At 27.9% G+C, this 21,724-nt stretch carries 19 protein-coding genes; 6 read left to right on the top strand and 13 right to left on the bottom strand.

Translation table 11 applies throughout. The features are described 5' to 3' along the window. Positions 1-96: 96 nt before the first annotated feature. The 12 genes from QMD25_00305 to pgaD are packed head-to-tail and all read right to left on the bottom strand — an operon-like array spanning position 97 to position 11,526. Positions 97-540: a hydrogenase maturation protease gene (locus tag QMD25_00305; protein MDI6860445.1), complete on the bottom strand. Its 444-nt coding sequence runs from the start codon at positions 538-540 to the stop codon at positions 97-99. Continuing rightward, positions 524-1,951: a Ni/Fe hydrogenase subunit alpha gene (locus tag QMD25_00300; GenBank protein MDI6860444.1), complete on the bottom strand. Its 1,428-nt coding sequence runs from the start codon at positions 1,949-1,951 to the stop codon at positions 524-526. The genes QMD25_00305 and QMD25_00300 overlap by 17 nt, the downstream gene beginning before the upstream one ends. Before the next feature lie 12 nt (positions 1,952-1,963). Continuing rightward, the gene (locus tag QMD25_00295) at positions 1,964-2,506 is read right to left on the bottom strand and encodes an NADP oxidoreductase (protein MDI6860443.1); all 543 of its coding nucleotides are present in this window, start codon (positions 2,504-2,506) and stop codon (positions 1,964-1,966) included. A gap of 8 nt (positions 2,507-2,514) precedes the next feature. Beyond that, complete coding sequence (locus QMD25_00290; GenBank protein ID MDI6860442.1) at positions 2,515-4,191, bottom strand: 2Fe-2S iron-sulfur cluster-binding protein; 1,677 nt, start codon at positions 4,189-4,191, stop codon at positions 2,515-2,517. A 15-nt stretch (positions 4,192-4,206) separates the two neighbouring features. Further along, positions 4,207-4,947, bottom strand: coding sequence for a P-loop NTPase (locus tag QMD25_00285; GenBank protein ID MDI6860441.1), 741 nt, complete (start codon positions 4,945-4,947; stop codon positions 4,207-4,209). Then, the gene (hypA, locus tag QMD25_00280) at positions 4,944-5,342 is read right to left on the bottom strand and encodes a hydrogenase nickel incorporation protein HypA (protein MDI6860440.1); all 399 of its coding nucleotides are present in this window, start codon (positions 5,340-5,342) and stop codon (positions 4,944-4,946) included. The genes QMD25_00285 and hypA overlap by 4 nt, the downstream gene beginning before the upstream one ends. A gap of 58 nt (positions 5,343-5,400) precedes the next feature. Next, a complete protein-coding gene (hypE, locus tag QMD25_00275; GenBank protein ID MDI6860439.1) occupies positions 5,401-6,399 on the bottom strand; it encodes a hydrogenase expression/formation protein HypE in 999 nt (332 codons plus the stop codon). Positions 6,400-6,401: 2 nt separating this feature from the next. Next, the gene (gene hypD, locus QMD25_00270; protein ID MDI6860438.1) at positions 6,402-7,472 is read right to left on the bottom strand and encodes a hydrogenase formation protein HypD; all 1,071 of its coding nucleotides are present in this window, start codon (positions 7,470-7,472) and stop codon (positions 6,402-6,404) included. Beyond that, positions 7,462-7,683, bottom strand: a complete 222-nt coding sequence (locus QMD25_00265) for a HypC/HybG/HupF family hydrogenase formation chaperone (protein MDI6860437.1) — start codon at positions 7,681-7,683, stop codon at positions 7,462-7,464. The genes hypD and QMD25_00265 overlap by 11 nt, the downstream gene beginning before the upstream one ends. Positions 7,684-7,689: 6 nt before the next feature. Continuing rightward, on the bottom strand, positions 7,690-9,933 hold the full coding sequence (gene hypF, locus QMD25_00260; protein ID MDI6860436.1) for a carbamoyltransferase HypF: 2,244 nt from the start codon (positions 9,931-9,933) through the stop codon (positions 7,690-7,692). A 23-nt stretch (positions 9,934-9,956) separates the two neighbouring features. Then, a complete protein-coding gene (locus tag QMD25_00255) occupies positions 9,957-11,198 on the bottom strand; it encodes a glycosyltransferase (protein MDI6860435.1) in 1,242 nt (413 codons plus the stop codon). Then, complete coding sequence (pgaD, locus tag QMD25_00250; protein ID MDI6860434.1) at positions 11,158-11,526, bottom strand: poly-beta-1,6-N-acetyl-D-glucosamine biosynthesis protein PgaD; 369 nt, start codon at positions 11,524-11,526, stop codon at positions 11,158-11,160. The genes QMD25_00255 and pgaD overlap by 41 nt, the downstream gene beginning before the upstream one ends. A 104-nt stretch (positions 11,527-11,630) precedes the next feature. On the opposite strand from pgaD, the gene QMD25_00245 reads away from it, so the two are divergent. The 5 genes from QMD25_00245 to QMD25_00225 are packed head-to-tail and all read left to right on the top strand — an operon-like array spanning position 11,631 to position 20,225. Continuing rightward, the gene (locus QMD25_00245) at positions 11,631-12,176 is read left to right on the top strand and encodes a metal-dependent transcriptional regulator (GenBank protein ID MDI6860433.1); all 546 of its coding nucleotides are present in this window, start codon (positions 11,631-11,633) and stop codon (positions 12,174-12,176) included. Further along, a complete protein-coding gene (gene feoB, locus QMD25_00240) occupies positions 12,152-14,068 on the top strand; it encodes a ferrous iron transport protein B (GenBank protein MDI6860432.1) in 1,917 nt (638 codons plus the stop codon). Before QMD25_00245 ends, feoB begins: the two co-directional genes overlap by 25 nt. Before the next feature lie 45 nt (positions 14,069-14,113). Then, positions 14,114-17,116: a hypothetical protein gene (locus tag QMD25_00235; GenBank protein MDI6860431.1), complete on the top strand. Its 3,003-nt coding sequence runs from the start codon at positions 14,114-14,116 to the stop codon at positions 17,114-17,116. A gap of 18 nt (positions 17,117-17,134) precedes the next feature. Next, a complete protein-coding gene (locus tag QMD25_00230; GenBank protein ID MDI6860430.1) occupies positions 17,135-19,471 on the top strand; it encodes a stalk domain-containing protein in 2,337 nt (778 codons plus the stop codon). Positions 19,472-19,484: 13 nt separating this feature from the next. After that, on the top strand, positions 19,485-20,225 hold the full coding sequence (locus QMD25_00225) for a ZIP family metal transporter (GenBank protein MDI6860429.1): 741 nt from the start codon (positions 19,485-19,487) through the stop codon (positions 20,223-20,225). Here QMD25_00225 and QMD25_00220 read toward each other — a convergent pair. After that, complete coding sequence (locus tag QMD25_00220) at positions 20,194-21,159, bottom strand: P1 family peptidase (protein MDI6860428.1); 966 nt, start codon at positions 21,157-21,159, stop codon at positions 20,194-20,196. The two genes, QMD25_00225 and QMD25_00220, sit on opposite strands and share 32 nt — an antisense overlap. 53 nt (positions 21,160-21,212) lie before the next feature. On the opposite strand from QMD25_00220, the gene QMD25_00215 reads away from it, so the two are divergent. Beyond that, positions 21,213-21,692: a hypothetical protein gene (locus tag QMD25_00215; protein ID MDI6860427.1), complete on the top strand. Its 480-nt coding sequence runs from the start codon at positions 21,213-21,215 to the stop codon at positions 21,690-21,692. Positions 21,693-21,724 lie beyond the last annotated feature (32 nt).

Here is a 21,724-nt window from a genome sequence, read left to right as displayed (position 1 = left end):
TAAATCCTCCAAAAAAAGAATTAAATCAAATAAATTATAAATCTAAATCTTCTTAAATTAATTTTATCTAATATTTAAGATTTGGATCTATTAAAATTAAATGTTTAAACTTTTTAAGAAATTTTTTAAAAATATGACTCCTTTTTGTAAATTTTTTTTTGCATTCTCCGATAACTCTTCACCAAAATCAAAATCATAACCCCTTATTGATAAAACATAAAAATCATACTTTTTTTTATTTATAAATTCTGCCCAAATTAAAAGTTCTTCCGGAGGTATATGATGTGTTAATGGAGAAAATTTTTCTTTTTTTTCTATTTTTTTAAAATTTATATCATTCCCTTCAATGCTTGCATCAATGAAAATTACAATGTCAAAATCTTTTATCTCATCAATTATAGAATATGAAAGCTCCTGAACCTTAATTTTTTCTACTCTCTCATCTTCTATAAGGTCCAGGAGCCTTATTCCTAAACTGTCATCTCTCCTAAATTCGTTTCCAAATCCGACTAAAATTACTCTTTTAGTCTCTTTTAACAAAATTTATTAAATTTCCTTTACTATCATAAAGTTCAATAACAATTGGCATTTTTCCTATTGCATGAGTAGAGCAAGATAAACATGGATCATAACATCTAATTGCACCTTCAACTCTATTTAACATTCCTTCAGTTAAATTTTTACCATCAATAAAACCTTTTGCAACAAGTTCAACTGCTTTACTCATTGCCCAGTTGTTGTGTCCTGTTGAAACAATAAGATTTACTTTTTCAATTGTTCCTTTTTCATCAACCCAATAGTGGTGAATAAGTGTTCCACGTGGTGCCTCAACAACTCCTATTCCTTCCTCATTTGTTGGTTTTCCAGTAACAAATGTGTCTTTCGACATCACTTCTGGATCTTCTAAAATTTCTCTTGCTCTTTCAAGTGCATAAATTGTTTCAATTAATCTTGCATAATGATAGTAAATTGAACCTTCAACTGGTTTACCATTATCCATTTCTTTATATTTCTTAAACTCTTCATTTGCTAGTGGAGTTGATATTTTATCAGAAGCATTTAATCTTCCCAATGGTCCAACTCTATAGACTCCTTCTGGCCATCCAAAGGGTTTATAATATGGGAATTTAAGGTAACTCCAATCTTCGACTCTTTCTCCAATATATTTTAAGTAATATTTCTCTTTAAACTCCTTTACAACATTTCCAAACTTATCCATAAATCTAATTTTTCCATCATATAATTCTAAAGATCCATCTTCTTTAACAAGACCCATATATCCACTTGGAAATGAAGCAAATTTATCACAAAGTTCTTTATTTTTCTCAATGAAATCAAGTGCAATTTTTATTCCCTCTTGAATATAAGAGATCATCTCATCAATTCCTGATAAAATTTCGTCTCTTGCCTCTTCTGAAAGTGCTTGATTAACTCCTCCTGGAATTGCAAATGTTGGATGTATTCTTCTTCCAGCAACCAGTTCAATTATTCTTTGACCATATTTTCTTAATTTAACAGCCTTAAGAGCAAGTTCAGGATTTGCTTGAATTAAACCAACAACATTTCTTATTCTTGGATCAGCATCCCAACCTAAAATTAGATCTGGACCTGCGAGTTCAAAAAAGTGCATTGAGTGTGATTGAATTATTTGACCCATATGAATTAATTCTCTTAAAAGTTTTGCAACTTTAGGAATTTCAACTCCTAAAATATCATCAGTTGCTTTTGCAGATGCAAGGTGGTGGCTTATTGGACATATTCCACAAATTCTTGGGGTAATAACTGGCATTTCTGCAAAATAACGACCTTCAGAAAACTTTTCAAATCCTCTAAATTGGTCTATATGAAGATATGCCTCATCCACTTTCCCATCATCATTTAAAAATATTGTTACTCTTGCATGTCCTTCAATTCTTGTTACAGGACTTATTGTTATTTTTTTCTTATCCATAATCTCACCTCATCACTCATATTTTAGTAGTTCACCTGTTAAAACAGGTGTTTTACCCTCTAAAATTTCTTTTAATACATGATAAATTGCATCTGCAGATGGTGGACATCCTGGAATATAGTAGTCAACTTTAATAACTTCATTAACTGCTTTAACTTTTGGTAGATGTTTTCCAAGTTCAGGAGATGTTGGAATTTTTCCATCAACTGTACTTTCTGTTTCAATATAACCTCTTTTAAGAAGTTCATTGAGAGGAACATAATTTCTCATGGTAACAATTCCTCCAAAAACTGCACAATCTCCGATTGCAACTATAAACTTGCACTTCTCTCTCATCATTTTAACTTCCTCTTCATGGTGATCTGTTGCAACTGCACCTTCAATTATTCCAATATCTGTATCATCATCTGGAACTTTAAGATCTGTGATTGGTGTTGCATTTAGTTCAAGTCCTTTATTTATTAACTCAACCAATCTCTCATCCATATCAAGAATAGACATGTGACACCCTGAACAACTCTCACACCAAATTGATGCAACTTTTATTTTTTTCATCTCTCACCTCATTTAACTAAACTTACATTTTTAAATTCATTTAAAAACTTTTTAAGATCAAGGGTTTCAAATTTTGGAGAAAGTATTTTTTCTTTTTTAAGGAGTTTTCCATCAAGATTATAAAATGTTCCATCTCTTTCGAATCCATTAGATATTCCAACAATAACATTTGCTCTTCTTAAAAGATCTTCTGGTTCATATGGAGTAAAAGCAATTATAAATGTATTTTTATCAAAATTCTTTAATGCTTCAATGTTTTCTCCAAAGAAAAGTATTGTTTTTGAATTTTTTATCTCATGCTTTATGTTCAATTTGTTTAAACCAATTGAATTTGTTTCAGGTGGCAACCAAAGGTATTTTAAATTCTCCTTTCCTTTTAAAATTTCAATTATATCTTTAGGCAACTCTTTATAAATTACAATAGGAGATTTAAATTCTTTTAATTTCTCAAGGCCATCTTTTAGTTCATTTAAATTGAATGTATAATGAGAAATTTGTGCGAGAGAGTTAAAATTAGAATCAAAAACTGCGAGTTTCCCATCACCACCTAAAACTTTTCTTTTTACAAAAGATCCAATAACTCCAAATTCTCTGTTTAAATCAACTCCAATAACGATAAATTCATTTGCGTTTTTTAGATCATTAAGTGTTACATTTGATGGAATTTGTGGTTCGTTTGGATATAGGGAGTAAACTTTGTCTTTAAAAATACTTTTGATTAACTCTAACTCTTCATTGAAAAGTGAGCCATCAACATAAACATACAGTTCATCCATCTTTTCAGAGATTAATTTCATAATTTTATCTGAATCTAATTTTCTAAATCCAAAATCATCTTTAATTTTTGATGATATAACTCTTGGCTTTTCATCAAATAGAGCAGAGAATCTTCCAATTTTGCAGAGAACTCCGCCATTAATTTCTGAGTCCATATCTCCATAAATTTTTACAATGAAATTTGAGTTTTTCTTTTTATAAACTTTTGTTCCACAACCTACTGCACATTCATTGCAGTTTGAGTAAATTATATCTGTTTGAACATCTTTTCCAAGATAAACGCTTCTTTTATCAACAATTGCTCCAGTTGGACAAACTTGTGCGCACAAACCACATGATGTACAACTTGATTCTCCAAGAGGAACATTCATATCTGCAATTATAAGAGTTTCAATACCTCTATTCATCTCTCCTAAAACAAAATGACCTGCAAGTTCTGAACATGCTCTAACACATCTTCTACAAAGGACACATCTATTTGGATCCATAATAATGTAGTCATGTGAGTTGTCAATACTAAATTTTTTCTCATAGGTAGAGAATTCAAAATGATCTAAACCAAACTCATAACCCAAATTTTGAAGTTCGCAATTACCAGATTGTTCACAATACATACAATAGTGGTTTCTTTCTGTAAATAAAAGTTGAAGAATCAATTTTCTTGAATTTACAACATTTGGTGTGTCAAGTTTAATATCCATATTTGGAGCAACAGGAGTGGTGCAGGATGTTACAAGTTTACCCCTATCCTCAACAAGACACAATCTACAGGCTCCCTGAGGTGAAAGAGGTTCAAGATAACACAAGGTAGGAATATGCAAATTCAACTCTTTTGCGACTTGAAGAATTGTTTTTCCTTGTTCTACTTCAACTTCATTGTCATTAATTTTGATTTTAATCTTTTCCATAATCACCCTCTCTCTTTAAAAGTTTTGATTTAAAATTCTCTCTAAAATTTTATATAAAAATAGTGATAAATCTGAATTAATGATACCATAAACATTTCCATATAAATAATCTAAATCAAAATAAAAGTTTAAACTTCCAAGATAATTTATACCTCTTTTTTCACACTCTTTTAAAACAAATTCATCATCAGAAAATTTCATATTTTCAATTAAACCTAAAATTTTTTTATTGTTATATTTTAAAATTTCAAAAAGTTTTAAAACAGTTTCCATTGAAACTCTTGAACTATTTGATATAAGTAAATATTCACTTTTCTTGATAAATTTCATTAAGTCTAAGGTTGTATCTCCAAGTCCTGGTGGCATGTCAATTATTAAAAAATCAAGATCTCCCCAATTTGTTATTGTAAATAATTCAAGAAAAATTTCTGTAAGTTCATCTCCTCTTAAAGAAAAAGGTTTATTTTTTGTAAAAGATAAAATTGAAAGATACTCTAAACCATCTATATTTTGAGGAAGAACGCCTTTTTCTTCAATTAGATTAAAATTTTTAACTCCTAAAATGATATGAGTAGATGGACCATAAATATCTAAATCAAGTAATCCTGTCTTGAACCCTTTTTCTTTTAAAAGCAGTGAAATAACTGATGCAATAGTACTTTTTCCTACACCTCCCTTTCCACTTACAACTGCCCAAACTCTTTTTATTCTATCTAATTTCTTTTCGAGATAGGTAACTCTTGGGTCAAGACTCATTTTATATCCTCTAAAAAAACTCCTCTCCCACTAAAAATTTCGAAATCAAAACTTGAACAATTTGGACACTTTATATAAATATGCAAAGTTTCAGGGATAAAATGAATTGCTTCTTTTTCTTCATCACTCAATTTTTCAAAACTATCTTTAAATTTCCATTGAGTTCCACACAAATTACATTTTAATATAGCCGGTTCATTTATATAAATTATCTTTGAATTTTCTAAATTAGTTTGTTTTATAAGTTCTTTTAAGGCAAAATCAAAAATTTCAATATCAATATTTTGAAGTTCTCCAACTTTTATATAAATTTCATTAACTTTTTCTAGTTTTTTTTCTTTTATTAAGTTTAATGATGATTCAACTACTGCTTCTGCTAAAGCCCATTCATGCATTTTTTATATCTAAAATTATACTCATTTTAAAATATAAATTCAAGTTATTGTTTAATGTTTAACAAATTCTTGGAAGCAAATCCCTCTTTAATGTGTCTAAAATTCTTCTTGTGCCTATTTCTGTTTTTAAATAAACTTTATCTCCGCTTCCCTTAACTTCACCAATTATATTTGCATCTTTTCCAAGAGGGTGATTTCTTAAAAATTCTAAAACTTTTTTCGCTTCATCCCTTTGTACAACTAAAATAACTTTTCCCTCATTTGCTGTGTATAATGGATCAATACCAAGAATATTTGATGCTTCTTTAACCCAATTTTTTATTGGTAAATTTTCCTCCCAAATTTCAATTTCAAAATTAAATTTTTTTGAAATCTCATTTAAAACAGTTGCAACTCCTCCCCTTGTTGGATCTCTTAAAAATTTTATCCCTTTAAAATTATCTAAAAGTGGTAAAATTAAAGAGTTCAAGGGAGCAAGATCAGATTTTACTTCATCACCTATTTTAACTTCTAATCTTTCAAGCATAATTGAGAGACCATGTTCTCCTATTCCACCATTTATTAAAATGAGATCTCCACACTCAATTTTTCTATTTCTTATATTTCTATTCTCTTTAATTACCCCAATTCCAGAGGTATTTATAAAAATTTTGTCTCCTTTTCCTTTTTCCACAACTTTTGTATCTCCAGTGACAATTTTTACTTTTGCAATTTCACTTGCTTCTTTAATAGATGCAATTATTCTTTCAAACTCACTTAATTCAAAACCCTCTTCAATTATCAAACTTAAACTTAAAAAAAGTGGCTCTGCCCCAACGACAGATAGATCATTTACAGTTCCAAAAATGCTTAATTTCCCAATATCTCCTCCTTTGAAAAATGGAGGGGAAATAACATAAGAATCTGTTGTAAAAGCAATAGTTTCTTTTAAATTTAATATTGCAGAGTCAAGCAGTTCTGTGAGAACTTCATTATTTAACTCTTTTAAAATTTTATCAATAAGAATTTTTGTTCCCTCTCCTCCGCTTCCATGAAAAAGTGTAATCTTTTCATTCATTTTTAATTTTCTCCATAAAGATAATATGCAGAACAAGCACCTTCACTTGAAACCATACAGGGACCGACTGGATTATGTGGAGTACAAACTTTTTTAAAAAGTGGACACTCAAAAGGTTTTATAACTCCTCTTATAACTTCATCACATCTACAACTCAAAAATTTTTTACTTTTTATTTCATATTTAAAATAATTTCTTATCTCAAAAATTTCAAATTCATCCTTCAAAAATAAACCACTATTTTTGAGAGTTCCAAAGCCTCTCCAATTCGCGTCTGAAACTTTAAAAACCTTATTTAAAATCTCTTTTGCTTTTTTATTCCCTTCGTCTTTTACACTCCTTTTATAAGCATTTATTAATTTTGCTTCATCATTTTCAATCATTTTAACAAGAAGATAAATTCCATAAATCAAGTCAAGTGGTTCAAAACCCATAATTACAAAAGGTATTTTGTATTCATTAAAAACATTCATCCAACCCTCTTTTCCAATAATTGTTGATACATGACCTGGACCTATTATTCCGTTTAATTTAACCTCACCCATTTTAAGTATTGCTTCCATAGCAGGAGGAGTTAATTTATTTAATGAATAGTAAAAAAGGTTCTTAAGGTTCATTTCTTTTGCTTTTATTAATGTATAACCTAAATTTGGTGCTGTTGTTTCAAAACCAATTCCTATCAAAATGTAATTTTTATTTCTATTTTTTGATGCAATATTTATTGCATCAAAAGGATTATAGACAATATGAACCTCTCTTCCTAATATTCTTAAATCGTTTAAACTCATCTCACTTCCCTTAACATTAACAAGATCTCCAAATGTAATTACTCCAAAATTTTCTTCATAAGAAACTTTAATTATATAATCAATATCTTCTTGTGATGTTACACACACAGGGCAACCTGGACCAGAAAGAAGATTTATATTTTTAGGCAAAAGTTCTCTTATTCCAAATCTAAAAATTTCATGTGTATGAGTTCCACAAAATTCCATAATTGTTTTCTCTTTTTTAGATATTTTTTTAATTAACTCTGAAATCTTTAAAATTGCCTCTTTTTGTTTAGTTTCCATTTTTTAATTCACTTAAAATTGAATTTATCTCTTTTGCATCCTCTTCAGAAAGAATTGAAATCGAAAAACCTGCATGAACTATAACATAATCTCCCTCTTTCACTTCAGGTGTAAAAATTGTGTTTATTTCAAGAAAAGATTCTCCCATTGAAACCATTGCTTTTTCATTGTCTATTATTTTAATTACTTTAAGTGGTACACCAAGGCACATAAAATTTCACTCCTTTCCTAAAATTATTTGACCAAGAGATATTCCACCATCATTTGTTGGAACTCTCTTATGAAAATAAATTTTAAATTGAGTTTTATAAAAATATTCATATATTAAGTTTATCAGAAGTCGATTTTGAAAAACACCACCACTAAATCCAATATTTTTTATTCCTTCTTTTTCTTCAAAAATGTTTGAAATATCAAAAATCATTTTAGCAATTGTATTGTGAAATTTTTTTCCGATATACTCTTTTGGATAAATATCCTTTTCATCGATTACTCCTTTTATAACATTTTTAAAATCAATTTCAATCATGTCCCCATAAATTAATTTATATTTATAAGTATCTTTTGTATCATTTTTTAATGAGATCATTTCAAGAGAAATTGCCGCCTCTCCCTCAAAACTCACCTTATCTTTTATATCAAGTAAACTTGAAACCATATCAAAAATTCTTCCCATAGAAGATGTTTCAATGAGATTTTCTCCTTTTTGGATCATTTTTTTAAATATTTCAATTTCAAGATTTGTAAATTTATATGAAAATTTACTTAAATCCTCTGGTAAATATTTTGAAAGATAAGTATAAAGAATTCTTTTTGGATATTCAATTGTATAATCTCCTCTTGCCATAGGAAAATACTTTATGTGAGCAACCCTCTTTAATCCTTCTAAATCTCCTAAAAAAACTTCACCTCCCCAAATTTTTTCATCCTCACCAAAACCTGTACCATCAAAAGCAAATATTAAAGACAGGTCTTTTATTTCTCTATCAAGGAGCAAACTATAAGCGTGTGCTTTGTGATGTTGAATATATTTTACTTCAAGAAGATTTTTAAATTTTTCTCCAAATTGCGTTGAAAGATATTGTGGATGAAGATCACAAACAAGAATTTCAGGATTTATTTTAAAGAGTTTAATAAATTCAAAAATAGTATCTTCATAAACTTGAAGAGTGTCTTTATCTTTAAGGTCTCCTATATGAGGGCTCATAAAAACATAGTTTTTGTATCCAAGAGAAAAAGTATTTTTGAGTTCTCCACCAAGAGATAGTGTTGGTTTTAAATTAATATTAATTTTAATAGGGTCTGGAGCATAACCTCTTGCTCTTCTTATAAAATTTAACTCCTTCTTTTCAACAAAAACTACACTATCATCAATTCTATGTTTAATTTCTCTATCGTGAAAAACAAAATATTTTGAAATATGGTTTAACTTTTCAATTGCATCTCTATTATCTTTTATAATAGGCTCATCTGATAAATTTCCACTTGTCATAATTAAAGGTTTATTGAATTCTTCAAAAATAAGATAGTGATATGGTGCATATGGTAGCATAATTCCTAAATATTCATTTTCAGGTGCAACTAAAGGGCTTAAATCACCTAAATTCTTTATTTTAAGTAGAACAATTGGCCTTTCTTTTGATATTAAAATTTCTTCCTCTTCTTCTGAAACAAAACAATAATTTTTAATCTGTTCAATATCTTTCATCATAAGTGCAAATGGTTTTGTTGGTCTTTTTTTTCTTTCTCTCAATTTTTTTACTGTTTCATCATTTGTTGCATCACATGCAATATGAAATCCGCCAATTCCTTTAATTAGAATTATTTCTCCAATACTTAAAAGTTTTGAAATCTCTTTGAAAACATTTACCTTTGTGACTTTTTTTTCTTCTATATCTTCAATCCAAATTTCTGGACCACAATCAAAACATGCATTGGGTTGAGCGTGAAATCTTCTTGAAGTTGGATCTTTATACTCTTTTTCACATAATTCACACATTCTAAAGATCTTCATAGTTGTTTTTTCTCTATCATATGGAAGATCTTCAATTATAGTATATCTTGGACCACAATTTGTACAATTTATAAATGGGTATTTATATCTTCTATCATTTGGATTAAAAAGTTCTTTGAGACAATCATCACATATTGCAATATCAGGTGAAATAAAATTGAATCCTTTATCTTCTTTGCTCTCTTTTATGTAAAAATCAAAAAACTCTTCTTCTTTAATTTCAAATTCTTCTATCTTTTCAATTTTTGAAAGTGGAGGTGAATCATTTTTTATCTTTTCAATAAATTTTTTTATTAAAGAGGCTTCACCTTGAAGTGCAACCTCAACACAACTTGAGGTATTTAAAACATATCCTTTAAGACCTAACTCTTTTGCAATTTTATAAATGAAAGGTCTAAACCCAACCCCCTGTACTCTTCCATATATCTTAAAAAAATAAGTTTTCATCTTAAGTAAATTAATTATAACATTCAAAATTTAATTTTTCTGTCTGGGGGATGCCAGATGCCTTTTCCTTCAAGTATGCCAAAAAGTCCTTCTTTTAGTGTTATAAATACAAGAATTGGATTAAGAGTCCAATATATTATTGGATACCAAACAACAAAAAAATAATATTTAAAAATACCTTTGTCATATTTTTTATCAAGTAGAGAAGATACAAAAAATTGAACAAGACAAACTAAACTTATAAATGCTCCATACCAAGTTGGAATTGGTGAAATTGTAAATCCTTTATATAAAAATAATTTTGAAAGAATCCAAAGAAAAGAAAAAACTATAAATAAAATACTCCAAATGTATGCTAAAACAAACTCGATAAATGCTATAAAGAGACGTTTATATTTAAAATTAAATAGAATATCAAAATGTATTCTTAACATATGCCATCCACCAAGAGCCCATCTTTTTCTTTGTCTTATTAACTCTTTTAAACTTTCTGGAACTCTTATCCATGCAATAGCTTTTGGTTCATAAAAAACATTATAAAAATTTTTTTCTATTCTCCATGTTATATCTATATCCTCAGTTGCAGTAAGATGTGAAAAACACCCTACCTCTTTAAGGACATTTTTATTGTAAGTTGTAAATGCTCCACTAACAGTAAATATTCTCCCAATAGATCTTTGTGATCTTTTAAGAAGACTTATAATTGAACTAAATTCAGCAGTCTGTATATATGTTAATATATTTGTTCTATTTAAAACTCTTGGATTTCCAGTAACAGCAGCAAGTCTTGGAATTTTTTTAAAATGATGAGCCACATATTTAAGTGAATCTTTATCTAAAATTGTATCAGCATCAATCACTACAACTAAATCTGTTTTAGAATGAAGCACTCCAATATTAACTGCCATTGCTTTGCCTACATTTTTATTTAATTTAATAAAATGAAAATTTTCAAATTTTAAATATTCTTCAACGATTTTAGGAGTTTTATCTTTACTTGCATCATCAACAACAATTACATCATATTTTGGATAATTTAAATTTTTTAATGCTTCAAGTGTATCTTTTATAAATTTCTCTTCGTTATGAGCAGCAATAATAATTGTAACTGGAGGTAAAGATTTTTCATCTATTTTATACTCCTTTTTCTCTTTTGTGTTATAAAAGTGAATTGCTGAGATTGTCCAAAATATACTTGTTATAACTGGAAACCAAAATAAAAAGTTAGGTATTATTTTTATTACAAAATATCTTAATAAGTTCATCTATTTCTTCCCCTGAATATTCGATTTTTTTGATATCTAACCTTTCATAATTGTTTTTTATTGGAATTATATTTCTTTTGTTTTTTAAATAATATTTTTTATAATTATATTTTGCCCATGCTTTAAGCACAATAAAATAGATTAAACTAATTATTAAAAGAAGAAAGAAAACATAAATTGTTCCTTTAAATTCTTCTTTTATAAATAATTTTTTATATATAAAAAGCGACCAAAAAATCCATGCAATTGCAGTAATAAGTGGTATTATTAAATAGATAATAATAAACCAACCTAATATAGAAGTTATAAAGATTATTAGCCTCTTCATAAATAAATTTTAATAAAAAAATCATTTTTTTCAAAATTTTAAATTCTACTCTTTTTATTTATATGGTAAAATATAATTGAAAATATTTTTCAGGAATTTGATATATGAAAGAGGAAAAAGAAGAGATTTTAGAATATTTATTTAGAAAAAAAGGAGAAGCATCAACAGAAGAGATAAAAAAGGAGTTTAATTTTATAAATTTAGATGAGATATTAAATTCACTTATTAATGAAAACAAAATAATTATTGAGAATGGAAAAATATTATTAACAGAAAAGGGATCAATTGAAGGAGAGGATATAAAAAATAAACATGAGTTTGTTGAAGATTTTTTAAAAAACATTGGAGTACCTGAAAATTTTGCTCATGAAAAGGCTTGTGAAATTGAACATCACATAAAAGAAGATAAATATAAAAGTTTAATTCCTCTTTCTGAGGTAAAAGAAGGCGAAGAAGTTGAGGTTGTTTTAATAAGAGGTGGTAGAGGTTTTGTTCAAAGATTATGTGATCTTGGGTTGACTCCAAATACAAAAATAAAAATTTTAAGAAAAGCACCATTTGGACCAATTGAGATTTCTGTAAGAGGCTATAATCTCGCACTTGGAAGAGGAGTTGTTTCAAAAATATGGGTAAGAAAAAAGAGTTCGTAATCGCTCTTGCTGGTAATGCAAATGTAGGTAAAAGTGTAATATTTAATCAATTGACAGCATCTCATCAAATAATTGGTAATTGGCCAGGAAAAACAATTGAAAGAAAAGAGGGTTATCTTATTTATAAAGGTTATAAAATAAAAGTCATTGATTTACCAGGAATTTATTCTTTCTCAACATATTCAGAAGAAGAGTTAATTGCAAGAAATTTTATTTTAGAGGAAAAACCAGATTTTGTAATAAATGTTGTTGATGCAGTTAATCTTGAGAGAAATCTATTTTTTACTCTTCAACTCATAGAACTTAATGTAAATTTAATAATTGCCCTAAATCAGATGGATTTACTTGAAAAAACTGGTTTAACAATTAATATAGATAAACTTCAAAATATTTTAGGAGTTCCAATTGTTCCAACTATAGCAATTGAAAATAAAGGAATAGATAAATTAATTGAAAAGTGTATTGAGATTTATGAGAAAGATATAAAAGTTAAACCATTTGAAATTAAGTATGGGAAAGAGGTTGAGGAAAGAATTAAAGTTTTACTGGATCAACTTCCAGAAAATTCTTCATATCCAAAAAGATGGCTTGCAATTAAACTACTTGAAAATGATGAAGATGTTCTAAAAAGATTTAAGGATGAAAAGATTATTTCAAAAGCAAAAAATCTTGCTCAAGAACTTGAAAATATTCATGGGGAACCAATTTCCCTTATTTTAACCCAAGAAAAATACAATTTGAGTAATAAAATTACAAGAGAAGTTTTAATTAAAAAAGAAAAAAAATTTAATTTTTCAAATTATTTTGATAAATTTTTATTACACCCATTTTTTGGTTATATAATACTTCTAATCTTACTCTTTTTAATATTTTATTCAATCTTTGGTATTGGTTCTATTATTAGTGATTTTCTTGATACAATATTTGAAAAAATAAAAACTATTCTTCTTAACTTACCAATTTCAAATTTATCAAAAAAAATTTTTGTTGATGGAATTTTAGATGGAGTAATTGGTGGACTTTCAGTTGCTCTTCCATATCTTATACCTTTTTATATACTTCTATCACTTCTTGAAGATTCTGGATACCTTGCAAGAATGGCATTTTTTACTGATTCATTCATGCATTTTATTGGTCTTCATGGAAAAGCATTTTTCCCACTTATGCTTGGTTTTGGATGCAATGTTCCAGCAGTTCTTGGATCAAGAATTCTTGAAACAAAAAAGCAAAAATTTTTAACTGCAACTCTTGCTACTCTTGTGCCATGTAGTGCAAGAACAATTGTTATTCTTGGTCTTGTTGGTGTTTTTCTGGGTTTTAAATATGTTTTAATAGTTTATATTATAGATATACTTATCATTTTTATTGTTGGGAAAATTTTCTCATTATTAGTACCTGGAAAAAGTTATGGTCTAATTATGGAGATGCCTCCTTTAAGAAAGCCATCATTAAAGATTGTTTTAAGACAATCGTGGTTTAGAATAAAAGATTTCATTTATTTTGCATTTCCAATTATCATTTTTGGAGGTTTTTTACTTCAAATACTTAGTTTAACAAATATATTAAACTATTTTGTTAATTTAATTTCTCCATTTTTTACAAAATTTTTAGGTCTCCCTCCATTAACATCAATTCCATTAATTTTTGGAATTTTAAGAAAAGAATTAACTCTTTTAATGCTTTTCTCCCTTTTTGGAACAGAGAAAGTCACTTCTTTTATGACACCAAAACAGATTATAATTTATTCTATAGTTACACTTTTTTATTTCCCATGCATTGCAACTTTTGCAGTTTTAAGAAGAGAAATTGGTTTATTAAATGCCCTTCTTATAACAATTTTTGAAATTATATTTGCAATTTTAATGGGTGGTTTATTAAATTTTATTTTGTAACAAAAAAATCCAAAAATTTGTATTTATAAATGAAGGAGGCGGAGGTTGAAAAAAGGTATAATTTTTTTTATTTTAATGCTCTTAGCAGTTTCACTTTTTATTCAAATATTTATAAAATTACCTGAAGGTGAACAACAATTACCACAACCTCAACTTGATCAATTAAAGGTGCTAACTCTAAAAAGAATTATTGATATAAATTCTCTAAGGTTAGGACATAATTTTCCAAATATATTGAAAGGAATGTATATTACTGTTGATGAAACAACTGGAAATATTTACCTTACAGGTATTTTAACTAGTGGTATTTATGAAGTATCAAGTGATTCTGGGAAAGTACTTCGTTATTTTGATACAGAACTCTCTGGGACACATTATGTAAAATTAGCAATATCTTCTCTCTCCAAAACATTATTTTATGTAACAACAGATGGAAGAATATGTTCCTTTGATCTTAAATCTGGCTCAAAGAAAGGGACATATTCTTATCAAGGGATAAATGTTACTAATAAAAATGAGAAACTTATATTTCCTGAGATAGCAGTTGATAAAAATTCTGGTTTTCTTTTGGTGCTATGTAGGGAAGAAGAGGCTATATATGTATTTAATGATCAACTTTCTCAAATTAAAAAAATAAAGCTTACTAATACTCCAATATCCCTTTGTTGGTCTGAATTTTATAGATCAATTGTTGTGTCGTCTAGTGAAAAAGGTAAATCTATATTAAAATTCTCAAGAATAAATGTAGATAAAGGTAATATCAGCGAGATAATTTCTATAATAACAAAAAGAACAATACCTGAAAAGGAGTTTACGATAGATGAAAAAGGAAACTTTTATCTTTTAGGTCAAGCACTAAGTTGTATTGATAATAAAGGAAAAGAATTATGGAGCATAAAGATTGCAGATTTACCAAACTCTATGGTGTATTATAAAGGTGTAATTGCTTTAATATTTAAAGATGGCCATGCAAATAAAGAGGAAGGTGGTAAGCCATCATGTGTTGATTTTTATAGAGCAAAAGATGGGAAATATATATCTACTACTCAAGTAAGATTTGAAGCACAAAATATGGCACTGGATAAAACACATAACAATTTATGTATTGGTAATGGTGGCGATGCTAGTGTTTCAATTATTGATTGGAACTCAAGAAAATTAAAAAATACTTATAGAGTGGCATCTTCTGCTGAAGAAGTAATATATGATAAAGAAAAAGATGTAGTGTATATTATGAACAGGCTTGGTGGTAGTGAGATATATAGATACAATTTAAAGACAGGGGAGTTTAATACACTAATTGCTGGCAGTTGGCCTGTAGATATGGCTTTTTCTCCTTCAAGAAAAAAATTGTATGTGATGAGTCATTATGAAGCAAAAATATATGTAATAGATACAGAAAAATTTGAGGTTATTGATAAATTATCTTTAGGCATAATAGGATCAAAATCAGACACAATGAGTTATATGGCATTTAATGAGAATTCTGGAATTATTGTGGCTGGGTTTCCTGAGACAGCAGATCTCGTAATTCTTAATGTTGATTCTAAAATGAGTAAAAGAATAAAACCAAAAGGAGCTACTCCACTTTTTGATGAAGGGCCTGGAGAGTGGCACGTACAAATATCAAATGATGGGAAATACATTCTTCTTTATATTGATAAACAGGGTAAATTGATTCAATATGATATGAATGGTAAAGAGATTGCCTCTGTACCAGTGAGGCTTGAACCTAAGACATATAATCAGGAGATATTTAGAATTTTACCATCTACAAAACAAATATATCTTGGTCCTTATCCTGTAAATATAAATCCTTTAAACATAGGACAACCAGAGAAATTTATAGATAGAGTACTTGATATAAAAGATAATATAATGTTTGGAAATTGTTTAGAAGAAGATGGAGAAGAAACATTTGTTGTGATAAACAAAAAGACTAATAATATTATTGCTAGTTATAAGATAAACAAAAGCAAAACTATACCTAGTAATTGTTATTTTAATTTAGAAGAAGGTGTATATTTTGTTACAGATATGCCTAAAGCAAAAGTATATCAGTTTGATGTAAATATAATGCCATCTATAGAATCTCAAGTTTTTAATAAAGTTGTTATTACAGGTTCAGTAATCTATGACTTTGAAAAGATAATTTTTGGAAAATCTGTTGGTAATGTTAATATTCATGAGGTTGGAATGCCAGATATTCACATCATGGAAGATGGCACATGGAGGATGTATTATCATGTGGCACAACCACTCCCTATAGGAGATAGCATTCGTGTTGCTGTATCTAATGATGGATTAAATTGGATAGATAAAGAAATAGCAATAGAGGGAGCAAAGGATGATAACGACCGAATGAGAGCAATACAAGGACCATCAGTTATTAAACTTTTAGATGGAAGATATAGACTTTTTACTAATTGTGGAAAACTTTTGAAAACTCCAGGAGCTCCGAAAGATTTTCATATTAGATCTGCAATATCAAATGATGGTGGATATACATTTATAGATGAAGGTGTTGTTATTGATAACAAAAATGGTGATCCTCAAAGTCCTTGGCTTGAAATTGGTCATGGAAGGGTTTTTCGTTTAAAAGACAATAGACTTGCTGGCATATTCACTGTATCTGATGGAAAAGGACCAGGATGTTTAGCGCTCTTTATGTCTAAAGACGAGGGACTTCATTGGGAATATATTAATAAACTTTATATTAATTTCCATGATCCAGCGATTGCAATTACTCCACAAGGATATTATCTTTTAGCTCGTTATTTACAAGAATATAATGTATTTGCATTTTCACCTGATGGAATAAATTGGCCCAATGAGGTAATACAACTTCTTCTAAGAGATCCAACTGGTACCTTCGCTGATCCTAAAAAGACATATCTTCTTGGATTAGGAAATAATAGAGCATTTGATTATGGAATGGTATATCATCCACTACTTGGAATTGTTGTAGTTGGAGATTTTGTTCACTCAACATTTCATGATATTGCAAGATTTGTAAATGCTCAACACTTTGGAATTCCTAAAAATTAGTTATATTAGGAGGTATATATGAATAAAAATTATAAAATTTTATTTTTTTTAATTTTAATTATTTTATCTATAGGATATAATGGTAAAATTATTCTTTCTAAAGTAAGTGAAACAAATGAAAATAATTCACCGCTTTTATTTGGAATTGGAATGCATATTGAACCACTCGGTCCAACATTTCAAAATAAAGATTTACAAAAAGTTGGTGGTTATTATAATGATCAATTATTTGAAAATCATAAAAATTATATACTTAATTTTCTTGATATGATAGAAAAATATAATGGTAAAGCAACAATTCAAGTTCAATCACCTTTTACAGAAGTTATTATAAATAAAAAAGAGACATTACTTAGTGATATTGAAAAAAGAGGACATGAAATAGCGCTTCATTTTCATGAAGATGCTCATCTTGGAAAAAATTCTGAATTACTTTCTTTTAATGAATGGTGCAATGTAATTAAAGAAGAGATCTCTTTAATTAAAAAATGTAATGTAAAAAATGAAATTTTATATATGAGTGGTGGAAATTTATATAAAGATCTTTTAAAAGCAGCATCTTGTGCAGGTATTAAAATTATTGGTGATTATAAAAATCCCAAAACTCAAGAGACAGATTATAGGATTATTGGAATAAATCCTTTTAGGCCATCAGATGGACCAGCTAACCTTGATGAATTTGTTATTCATGATCCTAAAGGAAATGTAGTTTTTCTTCCAGAGGGTTTATATGATCCTGAAATTTTTAAAAATAAAAACAAAATTAGCGATGAGGAGTGGTTTAATAAATTAAAAGAATTTCTCTTAAAGTCTATTTCAGTTAAATCTAAAAATTTAGTAAATGTTTTTCATATAACTATTCATCCAGGAGAATTTCAAATTAAATTACTTGAAGATTTTATAAAGAATGTGGTTGATCCTCTTGTTAAGGAAGGAAAAATAAAATGGGCAACATTTTCAGAAATGTATAATGAATATATTGAATGGGAGGAAAATTATAATAAAAATAAATATGTTCCTGAAACTCTTTTTGAAATTGATAATCAGCCAGAAGAAGCCCTTAATAAAATTGAACTTTTTGTTAATGAAAAATTTGGATATTTCAATAATGAAAAATTTATAATTGATTCTCCACCCTTAATTATAAAAGGAAGAACTTTAGTTCCAATAAGATTTATAACAGAAATTCTCGGAGGTAAAGTTTTTTGGAATGGTTCTGAAAAAAGAGTAGATATTAATATTGATACATTGAAAGGTGTTGTTAAAATCTCATTTTTTATAAACTCAAACTACTATTTTGTTAATGATAAAAAATTATTACTTGATGTTCCGCCTATTATTATTTCAGGAAGAACTTATGTTCCATTAAGAGTTTTTGTTGAGGCATTAAATTATAAAATAGAATGGATTCCTGATCAAAATAAAATAAAAATAATCTCAATTAATTTAAATAGTGATTATGATAATGATTCATTAACAATAAAAGAAGAGTATAAATTTATGTTTAATCCTCTTAAAAAAGACACAGATGGAAATGGATTGATTGATTATGTTGAAGCAAATTTAGGAAAAAATATAAAAAATATAACTTATAAAAAGGTTGAAGGAGTTGAATTAAAATTTGATATATATTATCCAAATTTTGCAAATTCTCTTTTGCCTTGTATTGTGTATATTCATGGTGGAGCATGGGTTAGTGGTTCAAAAGAAAATATTAGAAACAATCCAGAATTTCATATGTTTAGAAATTTTGGTTTTATTGTAGTTTCAATAGATTATAGACTCGCTCCTCAATATAAATTTCCAGCACAAATAGAAGATTCCAAAAGTGCTATAAGGTTTTTAAGAAAAGAAAGTGAAAAATTTGGAATAGATATAAATAAAATTGGTGCTTTTGGAACAAGTGCAGGTGGTCATCTTGTTTCTCTTTTAGGAACAACAGATTCAACTAATGGTTTTGATGTTGGAGAAAATCTTTTATATTCAAGTAGAGTCAACTTTGTTATTGATTATTTTGGTCCAACAGATTTATCGAGAATGCCAAATAAAAATGGTTTAATACCCATTTTTGGTTCAATTGACGAAAATAATTTATTAAAATATAGTCCTATTTATTATGTATCTAAAGACGATCCTCCATTTTTAATTATTCATGGCGAAAAGGATGATGCAGTACCAATTGAACAAAGCGAGATTTTATATAATGCTTTATTAAAAGAAGGAATTTTAGTTAAATTTATAAGAGTTAAAAATGGAGGTCATGGTTTTAAACCTATTGGTGGATTAATTAGTCCCAATAGATTTGATATTGCTTTTGAAGCACTAAAATTTTCACTTGAACAAATAAAAGTTTGATATAATTTTTTTGATGAATTGGGCAATTTTTTTAGGACTTATTATTCCTGGACTTTTAACAGGAATTGGTTCTTTACCAATTTTGTTTATAAAAAAGAACATCTCATTTAAATATATAGATGCACTTCTTGGATTTGCAGCAGGAGTTATGCTTGCTGCAACCTTTTTCAGTTTACTTTTACCATCTCTTAAAATGGGTGGAATTTTAATAACAATCTTTGGATTAATTTCTGGTGCTATATTTCTATCGATTCTTGATAAAATAACCCCACATACCCATTTTATAAAAGGAAACGAAGGACCAAGTTCAAGATTAAAAAAGATATGGCTTTTTATTTATGCAATTACTCTTCACAATTTGCCAGAAGGTCTTGCTGTTGGAGTTGGTTTTGGTTCAGGTGATTTTAAATCTGGTTTTATAATTGCAACTGCGATTGGTCTTCAAAATATGCCAGAAGGTCTTGCTGTTGCCCTTCCCCTTTTTGGTGAAGGATATTCAAAGGGAAAATCTCTTGGGATTTCATTTTTAACAGGAATTTTTGAACCAATAATGGCTTTTTTAGGTTTTTTACTTGTAAAAATATTTATAAAAATTCTTCCATTTGCTTTGTCTTTTGCAGGAGGAGCGATGCTTTATGTAATTTCAGATGAAATTATTCCAGAAAGTCATAAAAATGGTTATGAAAAAGAGGCAACATTTTCAATAATTTTAGGTTTTATTGTTATGATGATTCTTGATTATCTTCTTGGATAGAATTTTTTAAATCTTCATATGAGGGAATCCCCCCTAAACTTTTTGAAACCTTTACTGCTCTTATTATAGATTTTTCAGTTACTTTTGCAGCATAAGTTCCAAGAGTTGTAAGGTCAATTTCTTTTCCTTTACATGTGCTAACAGTAAAAACAATATCACCATCAATCATAGTATGAACTGGTTTTATTGCTCTTGCTATTCCATCATGAGCCATTTCACTTATTTTTTTAGCCTCCCATTTCTCAATCTTTGCATCAGTTATTACAACCACAAGAGTTGTATTTTCAATTTTACTTATTGTAAGTTTTCCTAAAAAAGATTTAAGATATTCTTCAGTATTTAAAAAACCTTTTCCAATTAATTTTCTTGCACCAGCAATTATTTTTCCATCTTCATAAATATCACCAAAAGCATTCACCACTGAAAACGCAGCAACTTCAACCCCCAAAATTTTATCAGAATAAAAACCAACACCGCTTTTCATTGCTCTATCCATCCCTAAAATTTTACCAACTGTTGCACCAGTTCCAGCACCAAAGGAGCCTTCATGAGGCTCTTCTGATAAGGAAAGACAAGCCTTATAACCCATCTCTTCGTCTGGAAAGGCATCTCTCTTTCCAATACCAAGATCAAAAATTATAGCAGATGAAACTATTGGAACTTTTCCAAAAGGTGTTTCAAAACCGATATTTTTTTCTCTTAAATACCTCATAACACCAGAGGCAGCAGAAAGACCAAAAGCGCTTCCCCCTGCAAGAGATATACCATGAATTTTATTTATTAACCTTATTGGTTCAAGAAGAGAGATTTCTCTTGTTCCTGGTGCAGAACCTCTTACATCGCAACTTGCAACTACTCCTTCTGGAAAAATTAAAACTGAAACTCCTGTTATTCCTTCAAAATCCTCATAATGACCAAAATATACTCCTTTCATAAAATTTCTCCTTTTGACTTTTATTATAATATAAAGATATAATTAAATAAAAAATGAATATAGTTTTATCTAAAGATGAGTTAATCGAAATAGAAAATGAAGTTTTTGAATTAAAATTATTAATACCACTTATTGGTGTATTAATGTATACATCGTCTCTTTATTTTAAATTCACAAAATACCCACTTTCGCCATTTCTTTATATATCAATAATTTATTTATTTTTATTAATCTTTTTTCATTTTGTTTTCAGAAAATTTAAATCAGAGAAAATTTTTATCTATTATTATTTGTTTTTATCTATTATTGAGATAATATTAACAACTATTCTAATTTATTATACAGGTGGAATAACAAGTTCACTTTTTGTAATATATTTAATTATAGTATTATCAATTGCTGCATATAGAATTATTAATATATCCTTTATTGTTGGAATTTTATCTTTTATCTCATATATTATTCTTGTTTATGGTCAATTTTTGGTATTTTTAATTATATTAATTACTTTTCATCAGAAAATGTTGAAATAACATTTCCATTTGTTTTTCAAAGAAGTTTAATA

Source organism: Caldisericia bacterium, assembly GCA_030018355.1.
Lineage (GTDB): Bacteria > Caldisericota > Caldisericia > B22-G15 > B22-G15 > JAAYUH01.
This window is presented reverse-complemented; position numbering and strand designations above follow the sequence as displayed.

Bases quoted from the DNA above. Each gene is read 5' to 3' on its own strand.
- QMD25_00300 (MDI6860444.1), bottom strand. From the start codon at position 1,951: ATGGATAAGAAAAAAATAACAATAAGTCCTGTAACAAGAATTGAAGGA.
- QMD25_00295 (MDI6860443.1), bottom strand. From the start codon at position 2,506: ATGAAAAAAATAAAAGTTGCATCAATTTGGTGTGAGAGTTGTTCAGGG.
- QMD25_00290 (MDI6860442.1), bottom strand. From the start codon at position 4,191: ATGGAAAAGATTAAAATCAAAATTAATGACAATGAAGTTGAAGTAGAA.
- QMD25_00285 (MDI6860441.1), bottom strand. From the start codon at position 4,947: ATGAGTCTTGACCCAAGAGTTACCTATCTCGAAAAGAAATTAGATAGA.
- hypA (MDI6860440.1), bottom strand. From the start codon at position 5,342: ATGCATGAATGGGCTTTAGCAGAAGCAGTAGTTGAATCATCATTAAAC.
- hypE (MDI6860439.1), bottom strand. From the start codon at position 6,399: ATGAATGAAAAGATTACACTTTTTCATGGAAGCGGAGGAGAGGGAACA.
- hypD (MDI6860438.1), bottom strand. From the start codon at position 7,472: ATGGAAACTAAACAAAAAGAGGCAATTTTAAAGATTTCAGAGTTAATT.
- QMD25_00265 (MDI6860437.1), bottom strand. From the start codon at position 7,683: ATGTGCCTTGGTGTACCACTTAAAGTAATTAAAATAATAGACAATGAA.
- hypF (MDI6860436.1), bottom strand. From the start codon at position 9,933: ATGAAAACTTATTTTTTTAAGATATATGGAAGAGTACAGGGGGTTGGG.
- QMD25_00255 (MDI6860435.1), bottom strand. From the start codon at position 11,198: ATGAACTTATTAAGATATTTTGTAATAAAAATAATACCTAACTTTTTA.
- pgaD (MDI6860434.1), bottom strand. From the start codon at position 11,526: ATGAAGAGGCTAATAATCTTTATAACTTCTATATTAGGTTGGTTTATT.
- QMD25_00245 (MDI6860433.1), top strand. From the start codon at position 11,631: ATGAAAGAGGAAAAAGAAGAGATTTTAGAATATTTATTTAGAAAAAAA.
- feoB (MDI6860432.1), top strand. From the start codon at position 12,152: ATGGGTAAGAAAAAAGAGTTCGTAATCGCTCTTGCTGGTAATGCAAAT.
- QMD25_00230 (MDI6860430.1), top strand. From the start codon at position 17,135: ATGAATAAAAATTATAAAATTTTATTTTTTTTAATTTTAATTATTTTA.
- QMD25_00225 (MDI6860429.1), top strand. From the start codon at position 19,485: ATGAATTGGGCAATTTTTTTAGGACTTATTATTCCTGGACTTTTAACA.
- QMD25_00220 (MDI6860428.1), bottom strand. From the start codon at position 21,159: ATGAAAGGAGTATATTTTGGTCATTATGAGGATTTTGAAGGAATAACA.
- QMD25_00215 (MDI6860427.1), top strand. From the start codon at position 21,213: ATGAATATAGTTTTATCTAAAGATGAGTTAATCGAAATAGAAAATGAA.